Here is a 22,070-nt window from a genome sequence, read left to right as displayed (position 1 = left end):
TTATAGTGGCCGACCTCCGTTCCAGTTCAAGTAGCCGAGCCCCATGTCCGAGCCACGCAAGATTCTCGTTACCAGCGCCCTGCCCTATGCCAATGGTTCCATTCACCTTGGCCACATGCTCGAATACATCCAGACCGACATGTGGGTGCGTTTCCAGAAGCATCGCGGCAACCAGTGCACTTATGTCTGCGCAGACGATGCCCATGGCTCGGCAATCATGCTGCGCGCAGAAAAGGAAGGCATCACCCCGGAACAGCTGATCGACAACGTCAAGGCCGAACACAGCGCCGACTTTGCCGACTTCCTGGTGGACTTCGACAACTTCCACTCGACGCACGCCGAAGAAAACCGCGAGCTGTCGAGCATGATCTACACCCGGCTGCGCGATGCCGGGCATATTGCCACGCGCTCGATCACGCAATATTTCGACCCGGAAAAGAAGATGTTCCTGGCCGACCGCTTTATCAAGGGCACCTGTCCGAAATGCGGTACCGAGGATCAGTACGGCGACAACTGCGAAAAATGCGGCGCGACCTACGCACCGACTGACCTGAAAGACCCGAAATCGGCGATTTCCGGCGCAACGCCCGTACTGAAGGATTCCAAACACTTCTTCTTCGACCTGCCCGCCTTCGAGGACATGCTCAAGAGCTGGACCCGCAGCGGTACCCTGCAGGACGCTGTCGCCAACAAGATCGCCGAATGGCTCGATAGCGGCCTTCAACAGTGGGATATCTCCCGCGATGCGCCGTATTTCGGCTTCGAGATCCCTGACGAGCCGGGCAAATACTTCTATGTCTGGTTGGATGCGCCTATCGGCTACATCGCCAGCTTCAAGAACCTGTGCGCACGTCGCCCGGACCTGGACTTCGATGCCTTCTGGGCCAAGGACTCCACCACCGAGCTGTACCACTTCATCGGCAAGGACATCGTCAACTTCCACGCCCTGTTCTGGCCTGCAATGCTCGAAGGCGCAGGCCTGCGCAAGCCAACCGGGATCAACGTCCACGGCTACCTGACCGTGAACGGGCAGAAAATGTCGAAATCGCGTGGCACCTTCATCAAGGCGCGCACCTATCTGGAACACCTCTCGCCCGAGTACCTGCGTTACTACTACGCGGCGAAGCTGGGCCGGGGCGTTGACGACCTGGACCTGAACCTTGAAGACTTCGTGCAAAAGGTCAACTCCGACCTGATCGGCAAAGTGGTCAATATCGCCAGCCGTTGTGCAGGTTTCATCCACAAAGGCAACGCAGGCGTTCTGGTCGAGGGCAATGCCGCGCCGGAGCTGACCGACGCTTTCCTGGCTGCCGCACCTGGCATCGCCGAAGCCTACGAAGCCCGTGACTTCGCTCGCGCCATGCGTGAAACCATGGCCCTGGCCGACCGCGCCAACGCCTACATCGCCGACAAGGCTCCCTGGTCACTGGCCAAGCAGGAAGGCAAGCAGGATGAAGTCCAGGCCGTATGTGCTCTGGGCATCAACCTGTTCCGCCAACTGGTGATCTTCCTCAAGCCGGTCCTGCCAGCACTGGCCGCCGACGCCGAGAAATTCCTCAATGTCGCGCCGCTGACCTGGGACGATCACAAGACACTGCTGGGCAATCACCAGCTCAATCCGTTCTCGGCGCTGATGACCCGTATCGATCCGGCCAAGGTCGAAGCCATGACCGCCGCTTCCAAGGAAGATCTGGCTGCCAGCTCCACCGATGCTGCCCCAACAGGCAACGGCGAGCTGACCAAGGACCCGCTGTCGGCGGAAATCGACTTCGACACCTTTGCCGCTGTCGACCTGCGCGTTGCGCTGATCGTCAAGGCCGAGCATGTGGAGGGTGCAGACAAGCTGCTGCGCCTGACTCTGGATATCGGTGACGAGCAGCGCAACGTGTTCTCCGGGATCAAGAGCGCTTACCCGGAGCCGAGCAAGCTGGAAGGTCGCCTGACCATGATGATCGCCAACCTCAAGCCACGGAAAATGCGTTTTGGCATTTCCGAAGGCATGGTGATGGCGGCCGGCCCCGGCGGTGAAGAAATTTACCTGCTGAGCCCCGACAGTGGCGCCAAGCCAGGTCAGCGCATCAAGTAATGCACCCCAGGCCCGATAGTTCTGCTATCGGGCCTTTGACTATCACGCCGCTTCCTTGCCGGATACTGTCTACTTTTAAAGAGGCTCACCAGCCTGTTCGCCACCCGGCAAGATCATGACCGATTTCATCTACACACTCTTGAGCGCCGCCCTGATCAACAACTTCGTGTTGCAGCAACCGCTGGGCGCCGATCCCTTGTCACCTCAGCCACGACATCGCCTGCATGCACTGGGCATCGCTACCTGCTGGCTGATGCTGGCAAGCAGCATCGTCAGTTACCTGATCCTCCATTACGTGCTGGCGCCCTTGAATCAGGGAGGCTTGCGGCTGTTCGTCGTCTTGCCGGTGATGGTGCTTTTGCTGACGCCCAGCCTGAAGGGGCTGAAAAGACTGCTTCCACGGCTGGACTTCGACGGCCTGTGGCCGTTGCTGCTGGGGAACGCGGGCATGGCAGGCGTTTTGCTGCTCGGCATCGAACCTGATCAGGGCCTTGGGCATCTGCTGGCCCTGAGCCTCGGTGCAGGTCTGGGTTTCTGGCTGGTATTGAGCCTGCTGGATGATCTTGGGCAAAGGGTCCGCTCTGAAGATATTGCACAACCTTTTCGCGGCATGCCGATCCGCTTGATCAGCATCGGGCTCATGGGGCTGGCCTTCATGGGCTTCAACGGACTGATAAAGTCATGAACCTGATACAACGCATCGACGCCCTGCTGCCACAGACCCAATGCGGCAAATGCGGGCATCCCGGCTGCAAGCCTTACGCCGAAGGTATTGCCGGTGGCGAAGCCATCAACAAATGCCCGCCCGGCGGTGAGGAAACCATTGCGCAACTGGCGCAACTGCTGCGCATCCCCGCTCTGCCCCTGGATACCGAACGCGGCGTGGCACCGGCACAGGTCGCCTTCATTCGAGAAGCAGAATGCATCGGCTGTACAAAGTGCATTCAGGCCTGCCCGGTCGATGCCATTGTCGGTGCCGCAAAGCAGATGCATACAGTCATCATCGACGAATGCACAGGCTGCGACCTGTGTGTGGCGCCCTGCCCGGTGGACTGTATCGAAATGCGCCCGTTGCCGCTGGCAAGCGTCACACCGATTGTCGGTGGCCTGGCTTCAAGCACCGAACAACTGCAGGCCCGTGCCCAGAAGCGTAACCACGCCCGTCGTCGCTTCGAGTCGCGCAATGCACGGCTGCGTCGCGAGCTGGAGCAACGCGCAGCAGAGCGTCAGGCAAGAGCGCAAAAGCCGTTACCGGTCAGCACGTCAGTCATCGAGCGGGTTCGTAGCGACAAGGCCGCAGTGGAAGACGAAGCGCTGAAAAAAGCCCGTATTACCGTCGCCATGAGTCGTGCGCAGTTGAACAAATCCCTCAAAGCTTTCGGGCATCCGCCTATCGCTGAACAGGCTGCACGGCTGGTGGAACTGCAACGGGAATTCGAGGACGCCGAACAGGCTCTGGAAAAACTGCTTTCTGCTGCATCCGTGCAACCCGTACAGCCTGTGGCAAGGCTCGACAATAGCGGGGTAAAACGCGCCAAGATCCAGTTGGCTATGGCCCGTGCTGCCCTGAAGAAAGCCGAAGCCACACAAGCTCCGGCAGAACGACTCGCCGCATTGAGCACAGAATTGCAACACGCCGAAACAGCGCTGAGTGCTGCCGAAGCGGCCTTGATCGATGCAAGCGCCTGAGCGTCTGCAAAAGTCCATGGGCATGGTTCTGCTCGCAGTCCTGCCCGGCGCGCTGACGCTGCTGTGGCTGTATGGCTGGGGAGTGTTGATCACATGGCTGCTTGCATCGGGCACCGCTCTGCTCGTCGAGTTCACCGGCCTGCGGTTACAGGGCCGGCCTGCACATTCAAGCCTCATGGACGGCAGCGCACTGGTCAGCGCCACCCTCCTCGCGCTCGCTCTGCCGCCCTATTCCCCCTGGTGGCTGACATGCCTGGCCAGTGGCTTCGCAATGGTTTTTGGCAAGCACCTGTATGGCGGCGTCGGCAAAAATCCTTTCAATCCGGCAATGCTCGGTTATGCCTTTGTATTGGTGAGCTTTACCCAGCAGATGAATCACTGGCCTGCCAGCCATGGCCTGAATCTGATGGGCGGCCTGCAACAGATCTTCGGTTTCAGCGATGGCCCTCAAGCGGATGAGTGGTCACAGGCCACGGCACTGGATGTTCTGCGCATCAACACCAACCTGACCATTGATGAACTATTCACCAGCCATCCGGCTTTCGGCGCAATGGGTGGTCGTGGCACGGAATGGGTCAATCTGGCGTTTCTCGCAGGCGGTGCATGGCTGCTGCGACAGCGGATCATCAGCTGGCATGCTCCGGTCGGCATGCTTGCCAGCCTGTTCGTGATCAGCCTGTTGTGCTGGAACGGTTCGGGATCGGACTCCAACGGCTCACCCACCTTTCACCTGCTGACTGGCGCCACGATGCTGGGTGCTTTCTTTATCGCAACCGAGCCGGTATCCGGGCCTGCCAGCCCACGCGCACGCCTGCTGTTCGGGATCGGCATCGGCCTGATGACTTATGTGATACGCACTTGGGGCGGCTACCCGGATGGCGTGGCCTTCGCGGTACTGCTGATGAATCTGGCGGTACCGGCTCTGGAACGGCTGACCGCACGCTCATCTGCGGAGTCGGCATCATGAAGCCGCTTGGTGTGATCATCATGATCGCCATCGCGGGACTGGGCACTGGCATCAGCATGAGTGTGCAACACTCTGCCGCGCCGCGCATTCAGGCTGCTCGTGAAGAAGCACGCAACCAGGAATGGTCGAGTGTCTTGCCCGACGGCACCTACGACAATCAGCCATTGCGCCATCCATTGCCGTTGCCCGTGAGCCATTCATCAGTGCTGGGTGCCTTTCTCGCCACCCGCGAGGGCCAGCCATATGCAGTGATCTTTCATAGCCACGGCCAGGGTTATGCTGGCCCCGTGGAATTGCTTGTGGGCGTATCGATTGAAGGCAGGTTGTTGGGGATCAAGGTGCTTGAGCAACACGAGACACCGGGCATGGGCGCCCGTATCGTGAGCGAGCCTCAATGGCTGAAGGGCTTCTCAGGCAAAACGCTGAACGACGGAGCATTCGACCAGATCGCCGGTGCAACCATCACCTCCAGAGCGGTTGTCGGAGCCATTCAGGACACCTTGCGCTACTTCGACGATCACAAGGTCCGCCTTCTGAGTACAAGACCGTGAAGCTGCATACGCCCTGCCTGCTCCTTCTCGTCCCGCTGATTGGCGCTACAGATTCGCTGATCAAGGCACTCGCTTTCTTGCTGGTCTTCACTGTGGTCGCCGGCTTGCACACAGCCTTGTTACGGGCGCTGACGCCATTGCTGGATACACGCCAGAAATGGCTCGCCAGCACCCTGATTGCCGCCACACTGGTCACCTGTGCAGAAACAGGACTGCAACTTCAGGCTCCCGAACTGCATAAGGCTCTGGGCATTTATCTGCCCTTGATCGCCATCCATTGCCTTCAGATCCAGGCTGCGCCCATCAGTAAATACACCTTGGGCAGATACACCACGTTGATGCTGGTGCTGGGGTTCATGCGCGAACTGTTGGGCAACGCGACGATCCTTAGCAATGCTCACTGGTTGTTTGGAAATTCTGCAATCCAGTGGCAAATTAGCCTTCCTGGTCCAGCCTTGCACATGGCCATTCTGGCCCCCGGTGGCTTCATGCTTCTGGGCCTTCTGCTTGCCGCATACAATGCCTTGACCAGGCCGACACCTTCCAGGGAAATACCTTCTGCATGAATGCCGCAAAACGTCAGGAAATCTTCCGCAGGCTCCACGAAGACAATCCCGATCCAAAAACCGAGCTGGCCTACACCACACCGTTCGAGTTGTTGATATCGGTGATCCTGTCAGCACAGGCGACTGATGTCAGCGTCAACAAGGCCACAGCCAGGCTTTATCCGGTAGCCAATACGCCACAGGCCATTCACGCGCTGGGCGTCGAAGGATTGTCCGAGTACATCAAGACCATCGGGCTCTATAACAGCAAGGCCAGGAACGTTATTGAAACCTGTCGACTGCTCATGGAGCTGCACAACGGCGAAGTGCCACAAACTCGCGAAGCTCTGGAGGCATTACCCGGCGTGGGCCGCAAAACGGCCAATGTCGTGCTCAACACTGCTTTTCGCCAGATAGCGATGGCTGTCGACACGCACATTTTCCGTGTCAGCAACCGCACCGGCATCGCACCCGGCAAAAACGTGGTGGAAGTGGAAAAACAGTTGATGAAGTTTGTGCCCAAAAACTACCTGCTGGATGCCCATCACTGGCTGATCCTCCACGGACGCTACGTGTGCCAGGCACGCAAGCCCCGCTGCGGAAGCTGCCGAATCGAAGACCTCTGCGATTACAAGGAAAAGACCTCGGACGATTGAGCAATAGAGGTTCTATGGCGTGATCGATTGAAAAAATCTTTTTTACCAGCATCGGGATTATCGATATAAGGTGCGCCAATGACAGCCAAAGCCTGGAGTCAACTTTCATGAGTACCAGCAAAGAGCAATTGGACGTAGAAGACGATTTCATCGCTGTCGATTCGGACGACATCGAACAAGCACCCGTCGAACCCGCCAAGACCAACCTGAGCAAGCGACGCACCATCGATAACATGCTTGAAGAGCGGCGCCTGCAGAAGCAACTGGCCGATTACGACTTCGACCTTTAAGCGCCCCCTTGCAAAAACCTGATTCAAAGCCTCTCATCAGGAGAGGCTTTCGCATGGGCTTGCCTGATCGATACCGCGCAGACCCACAGGAAGCCTTTTGGGCGTGAGCATCAGACCAGCCCGTTACGCTGGGCAAGCTCGATCAGATCGACCAGTGAGTGCGCATTGAGCTTGAGCAGCAGGCGCGTCTTGTAGGTGCTGACGGTTTTATTGCTCAGGAACATGCCATCTGCGATTTCCTTGTTCGTTTTCCCCCTGGCCAATTGCTGCAACACCATCATCTCGCGCCCCGAGAGACGATCCACCATATCGGCTTCACTGGCATTCCCCATGCTTGAGCGCACGGTATGCAAGGCCTGGTTGGGAAAGTAGCTGTACCCCGATAACACCGCCTTGATGGCGCTCAGCAATTCGGTCAGATCCTGTTGCTTGCAGACATATCCGGCAGCACCGGCCTGCATGCAGCGCATGGAAAAATGGCCAGGTGCCTGCGAGGTAAGAATCAGCACCTTGAATGGCAATGTCATGGCAGACAGACGGGCAATTACTTCCAGGCCATCGAGCTTGGGAATGCCTATATCCAGAATGACGATATCGGGCAAATGTTCGCGAGCCAGTTGCAACGCATCCACTCCATTGTCCGTCTCCGCAATGACCTCATAGCCGTGGCGCTCCATCAGCATGCGTACAGCAAGGCGAATGACAGGATGATCATCCACGATCAGCACTTTATTCATGGGCAGTCCAATTTTCGCTATTCGAATTTTCAGAGTCAGCACAATAGCTTAGTCGTTTAGTGCTTTGCATGACGCTCACCCTCGAGGAGTAACAGCCAAAGACCGTTCCTACACATACAACAGAAAACTCCTACAAATTTCGCTACTAACGAACTATTTTTTATATTTTTCATAGAGCCTCCCCTTCGGAATTCGATGAAATTACTACCGTCTGGAGTGCTGAGATAGAGCATCGTAACTCAGATAAAACAATTATTGCCGCGAGGTCAAGCATTAGTCTTTTACTTCTCAAGCCTGATCAGTCAATAGCCGATGAACATGCAATCGCCCCGATGGTTATTCACCCTTGGCAACTGTCAAAAACCTGGATAGACGTCATTTATGTAGCCTCTTGCCACCACTCTAAAACTGAAAACGCGCAAACGAACAGCGCTACCGAGAACCGGCCTGAATAGGGGCACAGAGACATCAGGCATCATGTTCCAGGCAGCTACAGCATGCTCGCTCCGAGCACCTGTGAACCAATCGGGCGTACGTAAAACAGGCGAGAATCATATTGAATTACTTGCTTCAGAAATTTACCTTCAAAACCATATATCAGCACTACGTAGAAAAAATACACATATAAATATACCTTTCTTATACAAACCCAAGCAAAAAGACCAAGACCACGCAACGTTCAGATTTTTCCTACATCGCACGAAACCAGGACTCCTCAACTATCAGTTACTCACTGCAGAAGCATTCAAGATGCTGACTTTACGCTATCACCACGATAAAAGTGATACATAAATACTCCCTACAGAAAAGTTTCATACCTTTCTGTCGCACACCGTACACAGTTCAATTCTGCGAATGGCTCATTCGACAAGTAGCTAATACTATATTTCATTTGGCTTCCATACCTGCCACGCCAAAGAGGAAACGTACTACACAACTAGCAGACGGTAGATAGCAGCATGTAAGACCTCTTCAAATCCAACAAGTCAATTCATGTAGTGCGCCGTTTTTTCACTTGCAAATTCTATTACCAGTCGTTACTTTTTTAACAACGAACTCATTACTTTCTGCCAACAACTATGTGCAGTTAGATTAGAGCGACCCAACAAACGACGTCATTTTAATGACGCCATGAATAACACAGCTTTATATGGACTCTGCTTATCAAGAGAGTCGAAAGGATTCGGGCAACATGAACATGGCCGATCAGGAACACCCTCCCTTTGACAAGCCCGAACCGGGCCTGACAATTCTTTTGAATTGGCCATGTGTATAACCATGTTCAAAAAGGGATATACCATGAACAACAAAACCTCTCACTCAACCTCAAAAAATATAACCCCTCTTGATTTAACCGCCGCTGTTGAACAGTTTGTGGCACAAGGAGGTGTCATTGCAGTTATACCCGATGGCGAAACAGCAGAAACACCGGTTCTAGCGGTTGCGGAAGAAGCACCTGCCCTTTATCCGGAGCTTGAAAAAAGTGCCAAACTGGAGTTGCTCAGGAATCTGGTTGCCAAAGGCGCAGGGGTTTCCGCCCTGCAATATTCATTGAGGATGAACAAGAAGGAAATTCGACAACTGGCGCTGGAAAACGATGTAAAGATCAAGTTCAGCCGCCCTATAAGAGAAGCCAATAAAGACCCCCACTATGACACCTCCGATATTGACGATGTCGTTGCCGGTCATGCCATGCATTATTCCAGCCTCGGCTATACCGCGCCGGAAATTGCACAACTACTTGATCTGAGTGTGCGACAGGTCTGGAATATCGGTAAAGCCTATCGTTTTGAATTCAAACAAAAGAGGGACAGTGAAACGCCCTGAACATACTTGATATAAACAGATAACCCGACGCGGTATCGACTGGACTTCGTGTCGATACCGCCCCCCCGGCCCGCATCGCCACACACGCCCGCGACACTGCACGACACGAGCATTTGAAACGCCTTCCTGCGACCCACTTCTTCTTTATCTCTCGCACACACAAGAATGCCCGCAGCACCCGGCATCAAGAACGCAAACGGGGAGTATCAGCATGGGAAAGGTCGGGAAAAACGTGACAGTGCATTGCACACCGCCGATTTAAAATGCAGCCCCGAAGGGCTGCATTCTCAAACATCAGACCGGGTTCAGAAGAACTTGCGGCCCTTGTTCGCAGCAATGCGCATGCGCAGGGCATTGAGCTTGATGAAGCCAGCAGCGTCCGCCTGATTGTAAGCACCGCCATCCTCTTCAAAGGTGGCAATGTTTGCATCGAACAGCGACTCTTCGGACTTGCGACCAGTAACGATCACATTACCTTTATACAGTTTCAGGCGAACGATACCGTTCACATGGACCTGGGACGCATCGATCATCTGTTGCAGCATCAGACGCTCAGGGCTCCACCAGTAGCCGGTGTAGATCAGGCTGGCGTACTTGGCCATCAACTCATCCTTGAGGTGAGCGACTTCACGATCCAGAGTGATCGACTCGATGGCGCGGTGAGCGCGCAGCATGATGGTGCCGCCTGGGGTTTCATAGCAGCCGCGGGACTTCATGCCCACATAACGGTTTTCCACGATGTCCAGACGGCCGATGCCGTTCTCGCCACCGATGCGGTTCAAGGTAGCCAGTACGGTAGCAGGCGACATTTCAACGCCGTCCAGAGCGACGATATCGCCATTGCGATAGGTCAGCTCAAGATAGGTTGGAACGTTCGGCGCGTCTTCCGGAGACTTGGTCCAGCGCCACATGTCCTCTTCGTGCTCGGTCCAGGTATCTTCCAGCACGCCGCCTTCATAGGAGATGTGCAGCAGGTTGGCATCCATCGAGTACGGGGATTTTTTCTTGCCATGACGCTCGATCGGGATTGCATGCTTCTCGGCATAATCCATCAGCTTTTCACGCGAAAGCAGATCCCACTCACGCCATGGGGCAATCACTTTGACGCCTGGCTTGAGGGCGTAGGCGCCCAGCTCGAAACGAACCTGATCGTTACCTTTACCGGTAGCACCATGGGAAATGGCGTCAGCGCCGGTTTCGTTGGCGATTTCGATCAGGCGTTTGGCGATCAGTGGACGAGCGATGGAAGTACCCAGCAGGTACTCGCCTTCGTAGACGGTGTTGGCACGGAACATCGGGAACACGAAATCACGTACGAACTCTTCACGCAGGTCGTCGATGTAGATTTCTTTAACGCCCATGGCCTGAGCCTTGGCACGTGCCGGCTCGACCTCTTCCCCCTGACCCAGGTCAGCTGTAAAGGTCACCACTTCGCAGTTATACGTATCTTGCAGCCACTTCAGAATGACCGAAGTATCCAGGCCACCGGAATACGCGAGAACTACCTTGTTTACGTCCGCCATGCCATCACTCCACCGGGTTGTACGGAAAACCGTTGATTCTACCGTTCAAACCAGCAAATTTACAGGGGCGCGACAGCTTGTGACGACGAGGCGACAGGTTATGTCAGCCTCGCGAGGAGACAGGCGGGTTACGAAGTGCGTGCAGCGCTGGCGGCAGAAGCGACTGGAACCGGCTTTTCTTCGGGAGCGACACGCTCCAGATGCACATTTACACGGCGGTTGCGCGCGCGGTTGGCATCGTTGGTGTTGGGAGCCAGCGGATAACGCTCGCCATGAAAGCGCAAGGTGATCTGTTGCTCGGGAATCCCCTGAGCCTTCATATAGTCCATCACCGCCAGCGCCCGACGCCGGGACAGGTCGCGGTTGGTCAGGCGATTGCCGCTGTTATCCGAATGGCCGTCCAGCTCGATATGGTTGACCGTTGGGTCGGCACGCAGATACGCAATCATATTGTCCAGACGGGCCTTGGCCTTGGCGTCCAGCTCGATGCCGCCGCCGGGGAAGCCAACTTCGGCCTGCTTGATCTGATCGAAATTCATCGGCAGCAGTTTGGTCGTACACAACTGATAGTCGCTGAACGCCTTGCTGAACCTGACGGGCAATAGCCTTATTTCCATTGGGCCACCGCCATCGCGGGTGCTATGACGGATGAGCGGGCTGCGCCCTTCCATCAAACCGCTGATCAGGCGTCCGGCCTGTGCCTCGGAGCTATTGAAAGGAATCTCGCCATTGCTGACACGGACCGAGCCGAGGTTGATATCACCCCGTCCCGGCTGCCAGGGTGCTGCCGCAGCCAGCAGAGTGGCCGAACCATTACCCAGCATGTTGTAAGACGGCTTGAGACGGAATGTAGCCTGCTCACCGGCGCGGCGCACGAATTCACCTACACCGAAATCGGTAATCGGCTGACTCAGGCGACACTCGAACTGATCCCCTTCGACCTTCCACTCGATACTCTCCAGACGTGTCTGGAAACTGACTGCCATGGCCGGGAGGCTGGCAAATACGCTGAGCAAGGCGAGATATAGCTGGCGCACGGGAGGCTCCACTTATAAAAATGACACGAAACAAAAAACTGCTTCTTACGTCGGGCTATCGGTAACTTCCTACAAAACTTGATAGCGAGTGCCTGAGAGAGTCTTTTCCGGTAGGATTCCCAGCAGTTTGACCCGCCTGGAATCCCCAATGTCTGACCGCCTGACCCTTCTGCGTCCCGACGACTGGCACATCCACCTCCGTGACGGAGCTGTTTTGCCACACACCGTTGCTGACGTTGCGCGCACTTTTGGCCGCGCAATCATCATGCCCAACCTTGTGCCCCCAGTACGCAATGCACAGCAAGCCGATGCCTATCGCCAGCGCATCCTGGATGCACGCCCGGCCGGCAGCCGTTTCGAGCCGCTGATGGTGCTTTATCTGACCGACCAGACCACGCCCGAGGACATTCGCACGGCCAAGGCCAGCGGTTTCGTCCATGCGGCCAAACTGTATCCGGCCGGTGCGACCACCAACTCCGACTCTGGCGTCACCAGCATCGACAAGATTTTCCATGTTCTGGAAGCCATGGCCGAAGTCGGCATGCTGCTGCTGGTCCATGGCGAAGTCACCCGCGGCGACATTGACGTCTTCGACCGCGAGAAGATCTTCATCGACGAGCATCTGCGCCGTGTGGTGGAGCGCTTCCCGACGTTGAAAGTGGTGTTTGAACACATCACGACCGGTGACGCCGTGCAATTCGTCAATGCGGCCCCGGCCAACGTTGCAGCGACCATCACCGCGCATCACTTGCTCTATAACCGCAACCACATGCTGGTCGGCGGTATTCGGCCACATTTCTATTGCCTGCCGATCCTCAAGCGCAATACGCACCAGACAGCGCTGCTCGATGCCGCAACCAGTGGCAACGGCAAGTTCTTCCTGGGCACCGACTCGGCACCTCATGCCCAGCATGCCAAGGAAGCCGCCTGCGGTTGCGCTGGCTGCTACACGGCCTATGCCGCTATCGAAATGTATGCCGAGGCTTTCGAGCAACGTAACGCGCTGGACAAACTGGAAGGCTTCGCCAGCCTCCACGGCCCGGCGTTCTACGGCCTGCCTGCCAACCAGGACACCATCACGCTGGTTCGTGACGAGTGGACAGCCCCTGCCAGCCTGCCATTTGGCGAGTTGAGCGTAATCCCGCTGCGCGCCGGAGAAAAACTGCGCTGGCGCCTGCTGGAGGAAAATGCGTGAGTGAAGATCATTACGACGACGAACAGGACGGTCACGGTGGCGGCGGCTCGCGCCACCCGATGGCAGCACGTTTTCGTGGCTACCTGCCTGTAGTCATCGACGTGGAAACCGGTGGTTTCAATGCGGCAACCGATGCCCTGCTGGAAATCGCCGCTGTAACGATCGGCATGGACGAAAAAGGTTTTGTGTTCCCGGAGCACACCTATTTCTTCCGTGTGGAACCGTTCGAGGGCGCCAATATCGAAGCGGCTGCGCTTGAGTTCACCGGTATCAAGCTCGATCACCCGCTGCGCATGGCAGTGAGCGAAGAAACCGCACTGACCGATATCTTTCGCGGCGTGCGCAAGGCGCTGAAGGCCAATGGCTGCAAACGCGCCGTGCTGGTCGGCCACAACGCCAGCTTCGATCTGGGCTTCCTGAACGCTGCCGTCGCTCGCCTGGACATGAAACGCAATCCGTTTCATCCGTTCTCCAGCTTCGACACCGCAACCCTCGCTGGCCTGGCCTATGGTCAGACAGTACTGGCCAAGGCGTGCCAGGCAGCCGGAATGGACTTCGATGGACGCGAGGCCCACTCGGCTCGCTACGACACCGAAAAAACCGCCGAGCTGTTCTGTGGCATCGTCAACCGCTGGAAGGAAATGGGCGGCTGGGAAGACTACGACGACTGAGGCCCATGCCTCATGAATGAACCGGCCTTGCGCCGGTTTTTTTATTTATATTTCCCACGGCAGTTAACGACGCATTACCGGGCAGAATTGAAAATTGCTCATGACCGTCCATCGGAGTTGGCAAAGCGTATCCAAAACAGTTTTGACAAGCATTCTCATTAAGATTAACCTCCTCGGCACAAAGCAATAACCAGCGACGGTTACCGACTTATGTATGTTTGCCTCTGCCAAGGTGTCACTGACGGCCAGATCCGGGATGCAATCCTTGAGGGCTGCTGTAGTTATCGCGAAGTGCGTCAGACGTTGGGTGTTGCCAGCAAATGCGGAAAATGCGCCTGCCTTGCCAAGGAAGTGGTGCGTGAAACCCTGACAGAACTGCAAAGCAGCCAGGTTTCGCTGGCTTATCCAGCAGAATTTTCAGCTGCCTGAATTCCCCTATTTCAAAGAACCGGACCCTGTGTCCGGTTTTTTTATGCCTGTAATTCAAGCGCTTAGCGTCAAGATGCGGAACTCAAACATTCTTATTCTTATTTAATTTCACTTATTATTCAATAACTTAGGTTTGACAGGCTTTTAAGTGCAGCTCAAACTCGCGCTTTATATACACAAGCCATCGGCAGGACCTCGAACATGAAAGGCGACATTACAGTCATCCAGCATCTCAACAAGATCCTCGGAAACGAGCTGGTCGCGATCAATCAGTACTTCCTGCATGCCCGCATGTATGAAGATTGGGGTCTGAAAAAACTGGGCGCTCATGAGTATCGCGAGTCCATCGACGAGATGAAGCACGCCGACAAGCTCATCAAGCGCATCCTGTTCCTCGAAGGCCTGCCTAACCTGCAAGAGCTGGGCAAGATCCTGATCGGCGAGCACACCAAGGAAATGCTTGAGTGCGACCTGAAGATCGAAAAGAAAGGCCTGGCAGACCTCAAGGCTGCGATTGCGCACTTTGAAACCGTTGGCGACTTTGGCAGCCGCGAACTGCTGGAAGACATCCTCGAATCCGAGGAAGAGCACATCGACTGGCTGGAAACCCAACTGGGCCTGATCGAAAAAGTGGGTATCGAAAATTACCTGCAGTCGCAGATGGGCGATTAAGCCTTTTCAGCGACCGACAAAAAGCCCCGCCTCTGACGAGAGCGGGGCTTTTTGTCGGTCGCAGTTCCGGTAGGAGCGAATTCATTCGCGAATGAATTCGCTCCTACGGCCTGCAATTAGGACTTCGCGCTTTCAGCCGCTTGCTTGAGCAGAGGCTGCAACTCACCGTTCTGGAACATTTCGGTGATGATGTCGCTGCCGCCAACCAGCTCACCGGCAACCCACAGTTGCGGGAAGGTCGGCCAGTTGGCGTATTTAGGCAGGTTGGCGCGGATTTCCGGGTTCTGCAGAATGTCGACATAAGCGAATTTTTCGCCACATGCCATCAAGGCCTGGGAGGCTTTGGCCGAAAAACCGCACTGCGGGGCATTCGGAGCGCCTTTCATGTAAAGCAGAATGGTGTTGTTGGCAATCTGCTCTTTGATCGTTTCGATGATATCCATGGAGCACCTCGGCTGAACTTTCCGACTCAGTTGTCGGCACGGTGGCGCATTGTAACGGAATCCCGTGCCAGACGCTCAGTCTTGAACTCAGCAGGAAGTCACCTGCACAGGCACGCCATTCAACACGGCATTGCCGGACAAGACATCGAGCTGTCGCTCGTCAGTCAGGTCATTGGCACTGACGCCTGGCTGCCCCTGGGCGATCGCCATACGCACCCCGGCACGCGAATGCCCCCAGCCATGGGGCAAGCTGACCACTCCGGGCATCATCTCGGCACTGCCCAACACCTGCACTTCGATCATCCCGACCCGCGAGTTGACCTTCACCTGTTGCCCGTCGCTCAGACCTCGACTGGCCAGATCATCGGGATGCATCAGCAATTGATGACGAGGTTTGCCCTTCACCAGACGGTGATAGTTATGCATCCATGAGTTGTTGCTGCGCACATGCCGTCGACCGATCAACAACAACTCCCCTGCTTGCGGCGCTGGTGATTCAATGAACCGGGACAGATCAGCCATGATCACTTCAGGAGCCGCCTGGAGACGTCCATTGGCGGTTTTCAGGCGAGGTGTCAGATTGGGTTTCAATGGCCCCAGATCCAGCCCGTGCGGGTAATTGCCCAAGGCCTCGACTGACAAAGCGTGAGACGATGCCTCACCATACAAGCCCTTGCGCAGGCCATGGTCGATGATTGCCGCAGGAGGCATCGTCGGTTTCAGTTCCTTTTGGGCCTTGGCCGCAAAAGCCCTGGCCAGCCCGACGAAGATTTCCCAGTCATGCAATGCGCCTTCAGGCTTGGCAAAGATCGCACGATTGAAGCGGGTGACGTTACGCACCGCCAGAAGGTTGAAAGTCGTGTCGTAATGATCGTTTTCCAGCGCCGAGGTTGAAGGCAGGATCAGATCGGCATAACGAGTGGTTTCATTGATGTACAGATCGATACTGAGCATGAAATCCAGCCCGTCCAGAGCCTCTTCCAACTGGCGCCCGTTGGGCGTGGACAGTACCGGGTTGCCGGCAACCGTGACCAAGGCACGTATCTGCCCTTCCCCTTCGGTCAGAATCTCTTCTGCCAGCGCCGAAACCGGCAACTCGCCGCCATACTCGGGCAAACCGGAAACCCTGCTCTGCCAGAGATTGAAATGCCCGCCTGAAGTCGAACTGACCAGATCCACGGCAGGTTCGGTACACAGGGTTCCGCCGACCCGATCAAGGTTGCCGGTCACCAGATTGATCAATTGCACCAGCCAGTGACACAGCGTTCCAAAGGCCTGAGTGGAAATTCCCATGCGCCCGTAACACACAGCTTTGTCAGCGGCAGCGAAATCACGGGCCAGCTGGCGAATCTGCTCGGCAGGAATCCCACAACGCGGGCTCATGGCTTCGGCGCTCAGCGCCTTGATCGCCTCTCGCACCTGCTCCAGACCATCGACGGGCAAATGACTCTCGCGGGTCAGGCCTTCCTCGAACAAGGTGTTGAGCAGACCGAAAAGCAGCGCGGCATCGCCACCGGGCCGGACAAAGACATGTTGATCCGCAATCGCAGCCGTCTCGCTGCGCCGAGGATCGACCACAACCACTTTGCCGCCACGTTTCTGAATGGCTTTCAGGCGCTTCTCGACATCAGGCACCGTCATGATGCTGCCATTGGAGGCCAGGGGGTTGCCGCCCAGGATCAGCATGAAATCGGTGTGGTCGATATCGGGCACAGGCAGTAACAGACCGTGGCCATACATCAGGAAACTGGTGAGGTGATGCGGCAGTTGATCGACAGAAGTGGCCGAGTAACGGTTACGGGTCTTGAGCAAGCCGAGAAAATAGTTGCTATGGGTCGTCAGCCCATAGTTATGCACGCTGGGGTTGCCTTGATAGACCGCGACTGCGTTTTGCCCATACTGCTGCTGAATGGCAAAAAGGCGCTCGGCGACGAGATCAAAAGCATCCTGCCACTCGATCGGCTGCCATTGGCTCCCCACACGCAACATGGGCTGGCGCAAGCGGTCGGGATCATTCTGGATATCTTGCAGGGCCACGGCCTTGGGACAGATGTGGCCACGGCTGAAACCATCGAGCGGGTCGCCCTTGATCGAGGTGATGATCGGGGCAGCATCCGGGGATGCACTGGTTTCGATGGTGAGGCCGCAGATGGCCTCGCACAGGTGGCAAGCGCGGTGGTGCTCGGTCCTCATCATCGCAGCCTCATATTCTTGTCATGGCAGTCATGATTGATTGCATTGACAAGAATATGGAACGTTACTGCCGAGCGCGCCAGAGACGTTCGTCTCGTGAATCGCGGGCCATCAGGCTGGCGGATGGCCTCAGTCGGTCAGTTGCCGATGGGGGTCACGACCTTACGCTGCAACTGGATTTCAGTGACAGTTTCGATCTGCTCCTGAGCGACATGCACGCCCGTCAGCTCGCCGATCAGACGCCAGTGGTCATCAAGACCTGAACTGATGGTCGCCATACGGTCGATCATGCGACGTCCGGCAGCCCGCGTGACTTCGTCTTCGCTACGCAACAACTCAAAAGACATCGACGTCATCGAAGCGGTGAGGTGCGTCAGGGTACGAGCGGTCAACCCAAGCAGCTCCGTTAGTTGTCGTTCCTTTGAGTCCATTCCCGGCTCCTCGATTGATATTGAGCAGTTACTTGTAACTCTTTATAACTCACGTAAGCAGTTAAGGAAACGGGCAACCTTTCAACGCCGTGAAGCACGTCGCATAAGCGTAGAGGCACAAGACCGGACTTTTACAGGATCGGCATCAATTGCCAAGCACTGTTTGGTCAGTGTACAAATGCTGCCTTCTGCAATCAGCGGACCGGCCACAGGGCTGTTTCAACCAGCGCCTTTGCGGTTACGGACTTCGTTCTCTCTGAAGTAAGCATGCTATTGGTAAGACGCGACATTTTTTTATACTATCGCGCCTTCCTTATTCGTCGCCCCCGTGCGGCTTTCGCCTCAGGTCATGCCGTTTTCCCGATAAAAACCGGCTTTCAGAACCTGCGGTCTGTTGCAAAAAAGGTAGTTAATAATGAGCGCCAGGCACTTTCTCTCGATGATGGATTACACCCCAGATGAGCTTCTGGGCCTGATCCGTCGTGGCGTAGAGCTTAAAGACCTGCGAAATCGCGGCGTGCTTTTTGAACCACTCAAGAATCGAGTGCTGGGGATGATCTTCGAGAAATCCTCGACACGTACCCGTCTTTCCTTTGAAGCCGGCATGATCCAGATGGGTGGTCAGGCCATCTTTCTGTCCCATCGCGACACCCAACTGGGCCGTGGCGAGCCGATTGCCGACAGTGCAAAGGTCATGTCACGCATGCTCGATGCGGTGATGATTCGTACTTTTGCCCACAGCAACCTGACCGAATTCGCTGCCAATTCCCGCGTCCCGGTGATCAACGGGCTGTCCGACGATCTGCATCCGTGCCAGTTGCTGGCCGACATGCAGACTTTCCTGGAGCATCGTGGCTCGATCAAGGGCAAGACGGTGGCCTGGATCGGCGACGGCAACAATATGTGCAACAGCTATATAGAAGCAGCCATACAGTTTGACTTCCAGTTGCGCGTGGCCTGCCCTTCCGGCTACGAGCCAAACCCGGAGTTCCTGGCACTGGCCGGTGATCGCGTGACCGTCACCCGTGATCCGAAGGAAGCAGTCGCCGGCGCGCATCTGGTCAGTACCGATGTCTGGACCTCGATGGGCCAGGAAGAAGAAACCGCCAAACGCATCGCGCTGTTCGCCCCTTTCCAAGTCACTCGGGCCTTGCTCGACCTGGCTGCCGAAGACGTCCTGTTCATGCATTGCCTGCCAGCGCATCGCGGGGAAGAAATCAGCGTCGACCTGCTGGATGATGAACGCTCGGTCGCCTGGGATCAGGCCGAAAACCGCCTGCATGCCCAGAAAGCCCTGCTGGAGTTTCTGGTCGCGCCGTCCTATCAGCCAAAATGAGTCATACCCTGCTGCTGAATCTGCGCAATCTGGCATGCGGCTATCAGGATCAACGTGTGGTGCAGGACCTCAACCTGCACCTCAACGCCGGGGATATCGGCTGTCTGCTGGGATCGTCAGGGTGCGGCAAGACCACGACCTTGCGCGCCATTGCCGGGTTTGAACCGATCCATGCCGGCGAGATCACGCTGGCCGGCGAAGTCATCTCACGCCCCGGCTGGACCCTCGCGCCGGAGAAACGCCGGATCGGCATGGTGTTCCAGGACTATGCGCTGTTTCCACATCTGAGCGTGGCGCAGAACATCGCCTTCGGTATCCGTAAACACCCGCGCCTGAATCAGGTGATCGACGAATTGCTGGAGTTGGTCAATCTGGGCTCGCTGGGCAAACGTTATCCTCATGAGCTTTCCGGCGGACAGCAGCAACGTGTCGCGCTGGCCCGAGCGCTGGCTCCGGAGCCGCAGTTGTTATTGCTGGATGAGCCGTTTTCCAACCTCGACGGTGAATTGCGCCGACGCCTGAGCCATGAAGTGCGCGACATTCTCAAGGCTCGTGGCACCAGCGCGATTCTGGTGACCCATGACCAGGAGGAAGCCTTCGCGGTCAGCGACCATGTGGGTGTCTTCAAGGAAGGTCGGCTTGAGCAATGGGATACGCCCTACAACCTGTATCACGAACCGCAGACGCCTTTCGTGGCCAGTTTCATCGGGCAAGGCTATTTCATTCGCGGGCAACTGGTAGATCCACAGTCGGTACAGACCGAAATCGGCGTACTGCGTGGCAATCGCGCCTATCCGGGCGTCAGCGGCAGTGCCGTCGACGTGTTGCTGCGGCCGGACGATATTGTCTATGCCGCCGACAGCGACCTGAAGGCACGGGTCGTTGGCAGAACATTCCAGGGCGCTTCGACCCTGTATCGCTTGCAGTTACCGACAGGCAGCCAGCTTGAAGCCATCTTCCCGGGCCATGCCGATCATATGACAGGGGAAGAAGTCGGCATCCGGGTGACCACCGAGCATCTGGTGCTGTTTCCGGCTGCCGGGAGTGTTGCCGCGCATTCGGTTCTGTAGATCGCTTTTCGCGAATGAATTCGCTCCGACCTTGAAGTGAGAGCGAACTATTCCCGCCCGATTGCGGCAAAAACCGCCTTGGTATGTTCGGCCAGCACCGCCGCCGACAACTCAACCTCCAGCCCGCGCCGACCTGCACTGACGTAGATCGTCTCAAAAGGCTGGGCGGTGTGGTCGATGAAGGTGCGTAAACGCTTCTTCTGCCCCAGGGGGCTGATCCCGCCCAACAGATAACCGGTTGCCCGCTGGGCCGCAGCCGGGTCGGCCATTTCGGTTTTCTTCGCCGCAGCGGCACTGGCCAGGGCTTTCAGATCCAGGGTTCCGGCAACCGGCACCACGGCCACCAACAATTCCCCCTTTTCAGTGCTGGCAAGCAGGGTCTTGAACACCCGCGCCGCTTCGAGGCCAAGCTTTTCGGCCGCTTCCAGCCCATAAGACGCTGCTTTCGGATCATGTTCGTAACTGTGAATACGATGTTCGGCGCGAACCTTTTTCAATAAATCCAGCGCGGGGGTCATACGACACTCCTGATAACTCAAGGCGGCCATTACTTTAGGCGAAATGCAGCGCAAAAGCCCTGTCTCAATACATACACCTCAGTGATAGCCCTTTAAAATCAAAAAAATAATTCCTACACAAAATGGAGAAAAATCAAATTTCGCTGTCAGAAAATATCGTCAACGGTTCACTTTCAACCTTTGACAGCATTGTTTCTTGTCTATATTTTTTCGTTTACGAATATTTTTGAAATTCAATTTTCAACAAGATTCGTAAAACCGGTCGGGAATGGGGTTTTCCCGATACGGCAGATGATGAGCATCGGTGCTTTGCATACGAAGCCGCAAAAAACAAAAAAATGAGGTTCAAATGACCATATCAATGCAACAACCGACGCTCAGAGGCCAGTGCCTGGCTGAATTCCTTGGCACCGCTCTGATGATCTTCTTCGGCACAGGATGCGTTGCAGCGCTCAAGGTCGCAGGTGCTTCATTTGGCTTGTGGGAAATCTGCATCATCTGGGGTCTGGCCGTCAGCATGGCGATTTACATAAGCGCCGGTGTTTCGGGCGCTCACCTGAACCCTGCCGTCAGCATCGCACTCAGCCTCTTTGCAGGCTTCGAAAAGAAAAAACTGCCCTTCTATATAAGCGCACAGATTGCCGGTGCCTTCTGTGGTGCGGGGCTGGTCTATCTGCTTTACATCAGCCTGTTCTTCGATTACGAACATGCACACAACATGATTCGTGGCAGCGTGCAAAGCCTTGAATTGGCGTCGGTGTTCTCAACCTATCCGAACCCGGCCATTTCAGTGGGCCAGGCGTTTCTGGTCGAGGTGGTGATCACTGCCGTGCTGATGGGCGTCATCATGGCTCTGGGCGATGACAGCAACGGCCTGCCACGCGGCGCGATGGCGCCTTTGCTGGTCGGCTTGCTGGTTGCCGTGATCGGAGCATCCATGGGGCCGCTGACCGGCTTCGCCATGAACCCGGCACGGGATTTCGGCCCTAAACTGATGACATTCCTTGCAGGCTGGGATGAGATAGCGTTCACCGGTGGGCGCGACATACCGTATTTCCTGGTTCCGATCTTTGCACCGATTCTGGGTGCCTGCCTGGGTGCTGCCGGCTATCGCGGGCTTATCGCCCGTCATCTGCCCAGCGCCGTCGCCGTTGAACAGGCTCCTGAAGCCATTCGCGGCAAAGCACAGACTTCCGCTTGAATA

The 22,070-nt window shown here is 56.2% G+C and carries 23 protein-coding genes; 16 read left to right on the top strand and 7 right to left on the bottom strand.

The annotated features are described in order from the left end of the window. Window positions 1-43: 43 nt before the first annotated feature. The 8 genes from metG (at window position 44) to Q6A51_RS12865 (ending at window position 6,784) form a co-directional block, all read left to right on the top strand. The gene (gene metG / locus Q6A51_RS12900) at window positions 44-2,086 is read left to right on the top strand and encodes a methionine--tRNA ligase (RefSeq protein WP_201017345.1); all 2,043 of its coding nucleotides are present in this window, start codon (window positions 44-46) and stop codon (window positions 2,084-2,086) included. A 115-nt stretch (window positions 2,087-2,201) separates the two neighbouring features. After that, window positions 2,202-2,771 carry an Rnf-Nqr domain containing protein gene (locus tag Q6A51_RS12895; RefSeq protein ID WP_201000098.1) on the top strand — a complete coding sequence of 190 codons (570 nt, stop codon included), beginning with the start codon at window positions 2,202-2,204 and terminating at the stop codon, window positions 2,769-2,771. Beyond that, window positions 2,768-3,775, top strand: a complete 1,008-nt coding sequence (gene rsxB / locus Q6A51_RS12890; RefSeq protein ID WP_304574948.1) for an electron transport complex subunit RsxB — start codon at window positions 2,768-2,770, stop codon at window positions 3,773-3,775. Before Q6A51_RS12895 ends, rsxB begins: the two co-directional genes overlap by 4 nt. Continuing rightward, a complete protein-coding gene (locus tag Q6A51_RS12885) occupies window positions 3,762-4,742 on the top strand; it encodes an RnfABCDGE type electron transport complex subunit D (RefSeq protein WP_304574947.1) in 981 nt (326 codons plus the stop codon). The genes rsxB and Q6A51_RS12885 overlap by 14 nt, the downstream gene beginning before the upstream one ends. After that, a complete protein-coding gene (locus Q6A51_RS12880; RefSeq protein WP_304574946.1) occupies window positions 4,739-5,293 on the top strand; it encodes an RnfABCDGE type electron transport complex subunit G in 555 nt (184 codons plus the stop codon). Before Q6A51_RS12885 ends, Q6A51_RS12880 begins: the two co-directional genes overlap by 4 nt. Next, window positions 5,290-5,859, top strand: a complete 570-nt coding sequence (locus Q6A51_RS12875) for an Rnf-Nqr domain containing protein (RefSeq protein WP_304574945.1) — start codon at window positions 5,290-5,292, stop codon at window positions 5,857-5,859. Before Q6A51_RS12880 ends, Q6A51_RS12875 begins: the two co-directional genes overlap by 4 nt. Next, the gene (gene nth / locus Q6A51_RS12870) at window positions 5,856-6,494 is read left to right on the top strand and encodes an endonuclease III (protein ID WP_201000103.1); all 639 of its coding nucleotides are present in this window, start codon (window positions 5,856-5,858) and stop codon (window positions 6,492-6,494) included. The genes Q6A51_RS12875 and nth overlap by 4 nt, the downstream gene beginning before the upstream one ends. Before the next feature lie 107 nt (window positions 6,495-6,601). Further along, a complete protein-coding gene (locus tag Q6A51_RS12865) occupies window positions 6,602-6,784 on the top strand; it encodes a PA3496 family putative envelope integrity protein (RefSeq protein ID WP_201000104.1) in 183 nt (60 codons plus the stop codon). Between the two features lie 110 nt (window positions 6,785-6,894). On the opposite strand, the gene Q6A51_RS12860 is transcribed toward Q6A51_RS12865, so the two are convergent. Beyond that, the gene (locus tag Q6A51_RS12860) at window positions 6,895-7,521 is read right to left on the bottom strand and encodes a response regulator transcription factor (RefSeq protein ID WP_025261490.1); all 627 of its coding nucleotides are present in this window, start codon (window positions 7,519-7,521) and stop codon (window positions 6,895-6,897) included. A 1,299-nt stretch (window positions 7,522-8,820) separates the two neighbouring features. Between Q6A51_RS12860 and Q6A51_RS12855 the strand changes: the two genes are divergently transcribed. After that, entirely contained in the window at window positions 8,821-9,348 is a 528-nt protein-coding gene (locus Q6A51_RS12855; protein WP_304574944.1) for a hypothetical protein, read from the top strand. Window positions 9,349-9,653: 305 nt separating this feature from the next. On the opposite strand, the gene Q6A51_RS12850 is transcribed toward Q6A51_RS12855, so the two are convergent. Together Q6A51_RS12850 and Q6A51_RS12845 are read right to left on the bottom strand one after the other, a co-directional pair. After that, complete coding sequence (locus Q6A51_RS12850; RefSeq protein WP_201000106.1) at window positions 9,654-10,871, bottom strand: argininosuccinate synthase; 1,218 nt, start codon at window positions 10,869-10,871, stop codon at window positions 9,654-9,656. Window positions 10,872-10,999: 128 nt separating this feature from the next. Beyond that, window positions 11,000-11,908 (bottom strand): flagellar protein MotY, encoded by a 909-nt coding sequence (locus Q6A51_RS12845; RefSeq protein WP_201017352.1) that lies wholly within the window; start codon window positions 11,906-11,908, stop codon window positions 11,000-11,002. A gap of 148 nt (window positions 11,909-12,056) precedes the next feature. Here Q6A51_RS12845 and pyrC point away from each other — a divergent pair, with 148 nt between their 5' ends. The 4 genes from pyrC (at window position 12,057) to bfr (ending at window position 14,875) form a co-directional block, all read left to right on the top strand. Beyond that, entirely contained in the window at window positions 12,057-13,103 is a 1,047-nt protein-coding gene (gene pyrC, locus Q6A51_RS12840) for a dihydroorotase (protein ID WP_201017353.1), read from the top strand. Continuing rightward, on the top strand, window positions 13,100-13,774 hold the full coding sequence (rnt, locus tag Q6A51_RS12835; protein ID WP_201017354.1) for a ribonuclease T: 675 nt from the start codon (window positions 13,100-13,102) through the stop codon (window positions 13,772-13,774). The genes pyrC and rnt overlap by 4 nt, the downstream gene beginning before the upstream one ends. Before the next feature lie 210 nt (window positions 13,775-13,984). Continuing rightward, a complete protein-coding gene (locus tag Q6A51_RS12830) occupies window positions 13,985-14,203 on the top strand; it encodes a bacterioferritin-associated ferredoxin (protein WP_117166038.1) in 219 nt (72 codons plus the stop codon). A 201-nt stretch (window positions 14,204-14,404) separates the two neighbouring features. After that, complete coding sequence (gene bfr, locus Q6A51_RS12825) at window positions 14,405-14,875, top strand: bacterioferritin (protein WP_025261497.1); 471 nt, start codon at window positions 14,405-14,407, stop codon at window positions 14,873-14,875. Between the two features lie 116 nt (window positions 14,876-14,991). Here the strand turns inward: bfr and grxD are convergent, their stop codons facing one another. From grxD to Q6A51_RS12810, 3 genes are all read right to left on the bottom strand, one after another. Beyond that, complete coding sequence (gene grxD, locus Q6A51_RS12820) at window positions 14,992-15,318, bottom strand: Grx4 family monothiol glutaredoxin (RefSeq protein ID WP_201000110.1); 327 nt, start codon at window positions 15,316-15,318, stop codon at window positions 14,992-14,994. Between the two features lie 87 nt (window positions 15,319-15,405). Beyond that, a complete protein-coding gene (locus Q6A51_RS12815) occupies window positions 15,406-17,514 on the bottom strand; it encodes a molybdopterin oxidoreductase family protein (protein WP_304574943.1) in 2,109 nt (702 codons plus the stop codon). A 134-nt stretch (window positions 17,515-17,648) separates the two neighbouring features. After that, the gene (locus Q6A51_RS12810) at window positions 17,649-17,942 is read right to left on the bottom strand and encodes a hypothetical protein (RefSeq protein WP_025261500.1); all 294 of its coding nucleotides are present in this window, start codon (window positions 17,940-17,942) and stop codon (window positions 17,649-17,651) included. A 415-nt stretch (window positions 17,943-18,357) separates the two neighbouring features. Between Q6A51_RS12810 and argF the strand changes: the two genes are divergently transcribed. After that, on the top strand, window positions 18,358-19,278 hold the full coding sequence (gene argF / locus Q6A51_RS12805; protein ID WP_201000112.1) for an ornithine carbamoyltransferase: 921 nt from the start codon (window positions 18,358-18,360) through the stop codon (window positions 19,276-19,278). Next, window positions 19,275-20,348: an ABC transporter ATP-binding protein gene (locus Q6A51_RS12800; protein ID WP_201017357.1), complete on the top strand. Its 1,074-nt coding sequence runs from the start codon at window positions 19,275-19,277 to the stop codon at window positions 20,346-20,348. Before argF ends, Q6A51_RS12800 begins: the two co-directional genes overlap by 4 nt. Window positions 20,349-20,395: 47 nt before the next feature. Here Q6A51_RS12800 and ybaK read toward each other — a convergent pair whose 3' ends face one another. Continuing rightward, window positions 20,396-20,866 carry a Cys-tRNA(Pro) deacylase gene (gene ybaK / locus Q6A51_RS12795; protein ID WP_304574942.1) on the bottom strand — a complete coding sequence of 157 codons (471 nt, stop codon included), beginning with the start codon at window positions 20,864-20,866 and terminating at the stop codon, window positions 20,396-20,398. Window positions 20,867-21,215: 349 nt separating this feature from the next. Here ybaK and Q6A51_RS12790 point away from each other — a divergent pair, with 349 nt between their 5' ends. After that, complete coding sequence (locus Q6A51_RS12790) at window positions 21,216-22,067, top strand: MIP/aquaporin family protein (protein WP_201000115.1); 852 nt, start codon at window positions 21,216-21,218, stop codon at window positions 22,065-22,067. The last annotated feature ends 3 nt before the right edge of the window (window positions 22,068-22,070 follow it).

The organism is Pseudomonas serbiensis (assembly GCF_030580745.1).
GTDB lineage: Bacteria > Pseudomonadota > Gammaproteobacteria > Pseudomonadales > Pseudomonadaceae > Aquipseudomonas > Aquipseudomonas serbiensis.
The sequence above is the reverse complement of the archived record's forward strand: the minus strand, read 5'-3'. Positions and strand labels throughout refer to the sequence as shown.

Bases quoted from the DNA above. Each gene is read 5' to 3' on its own strand.
- Q6A51_RS12860 (WP_025261490.1), bottom strand. From the start codon at position 7,521: ATGAATAAAGTGCTGATCGTGGATGATCATCCTGTCATTCGCCTTGCT.
- Q6A51_RS12895 (WP_201000098.1), top strand. From the start codon at position 2,202: ATGACCGATTTCATCTACACACTCTTGAGCGCCGCCCTGATCAACAAC.
- Q6A51_RS12880 (WP_304574946.1), top strand. From the start codon at position 4,739: ATGAAGCCGCTTGGTGTGATCATCATGATCGCCATCGCGGGACTGGGC.
- rsxB (WP_304574948.1), top strand. From the start codon at position 2,768: ATGAACCTGATACAACGCATCGACGCCCTGCTGCCACAGACCCAATGC.
- grxD (WP_201000110.1), bottom strand. From the start codon at position 15,318: ATGGATATCATCGAAACGATCAAAGAGCAGATTGCCAACAACACCATT.
- ybaK (WP_304574942.1), bottom strand. From the start codon at position 20,866: ATGACCCCCGCGCTGGATTTATTGAAAAAGGTTCGCGCCGAACATCGT.
- pyrC (WP_201017353.1), top strand. From the start codon at position 12,057: ATGTCTGACCGCCTGACCCTTCTGCGTCCCGACGACTGGCACATCCAC.
- Q6A51_RS12865 (WP_201000104.1), top strand. From the start codon at position 6,602: ATGAGTACCAGCAAAGAGCAATTGGACGTAGAAGACGATTTCATCGCT.
- Q6A51_RS12855 (WP_304574944.1), top strand. From the start codon at position 8,821: ATGAACAACAAAACCTCTCACTCAACCTCAAAAAATATAACCCCTCTT.
- Q6A51_RS12815 (WP_304574943.1), bottom strand. From the start codon at position 17,514: ATGATGAGGACCGAGCACCACCGCGCTTGCCACCTGTGCGAGGCCATC.
- Q6A51_RS12885 (WP_304574947.1), top strand. From the start codon at position 3,762: ATGCAAGCGCCTGAGCGTCTGCAAAAGTCCATGGGCATGGTTCTGCTC.
- argF (WP_201000112.1), top strand. From the start codon at position 18,358: ATGAGCGCCAGGCACTTTCTCTCGATGATGGATTACACCCCAGATGAG.
- metG (WP_201017345.1), top strand. From the start codon at position 44: ATGTCCGAGCCACGCAAGATTCTCGTTACCAGCGCCCTGCCCTATGCC.
- Q6A51_RS12790 (WP_201000115.1), top strand. From the start codon at position 21,216: ATGACCATATCAATGCAACAACCGACGCTCAGAGGCCAGTGCCTGGCT.
- Q6A51_RS12800 (WP_201017357.1), top strand. From the start codon at position 19,275: ATGAGTCATACCCTGCTGCTGAATCTGCGCAATCTGGCATGCGGCTAT.
- Q6A51_RS12810 (WP_025261500.1), bottom strand. From the start codon at position 17,942: ATGGACTCAAAGGAACGACAACTAACGGAGCTGCTTGGGTTGACCGCT.
- bfr (WP_025261497.1), top strand. From the start codon at position 14,405: ATGAAAGGCGACATTACAGTCATCCAGCATCTCAACAAGATCCTCGGA.
- Q6A51_RS12850 (WP_201000106.1), bottom strand. From the start codon at position 10,871: ATGGCGGACGTAAACAAGGTAGTTCTCGCGTATTCCGGTGGCCTGGAT.
- Q6A51_RS12830 (WP_117166038.1), top strand. From the start codon at position 13,985: ATGTATGTTTGCCTCTGCCAAGGTGTCACTGACGGCCAGATCCGGGAT.
- nth (WP_201000103.1), top strand. From the start codon at position 5,856: ATGAATGCCGCAAAACGTCAGGAAATCTTCCGCAGGCTCCACGAAGAC.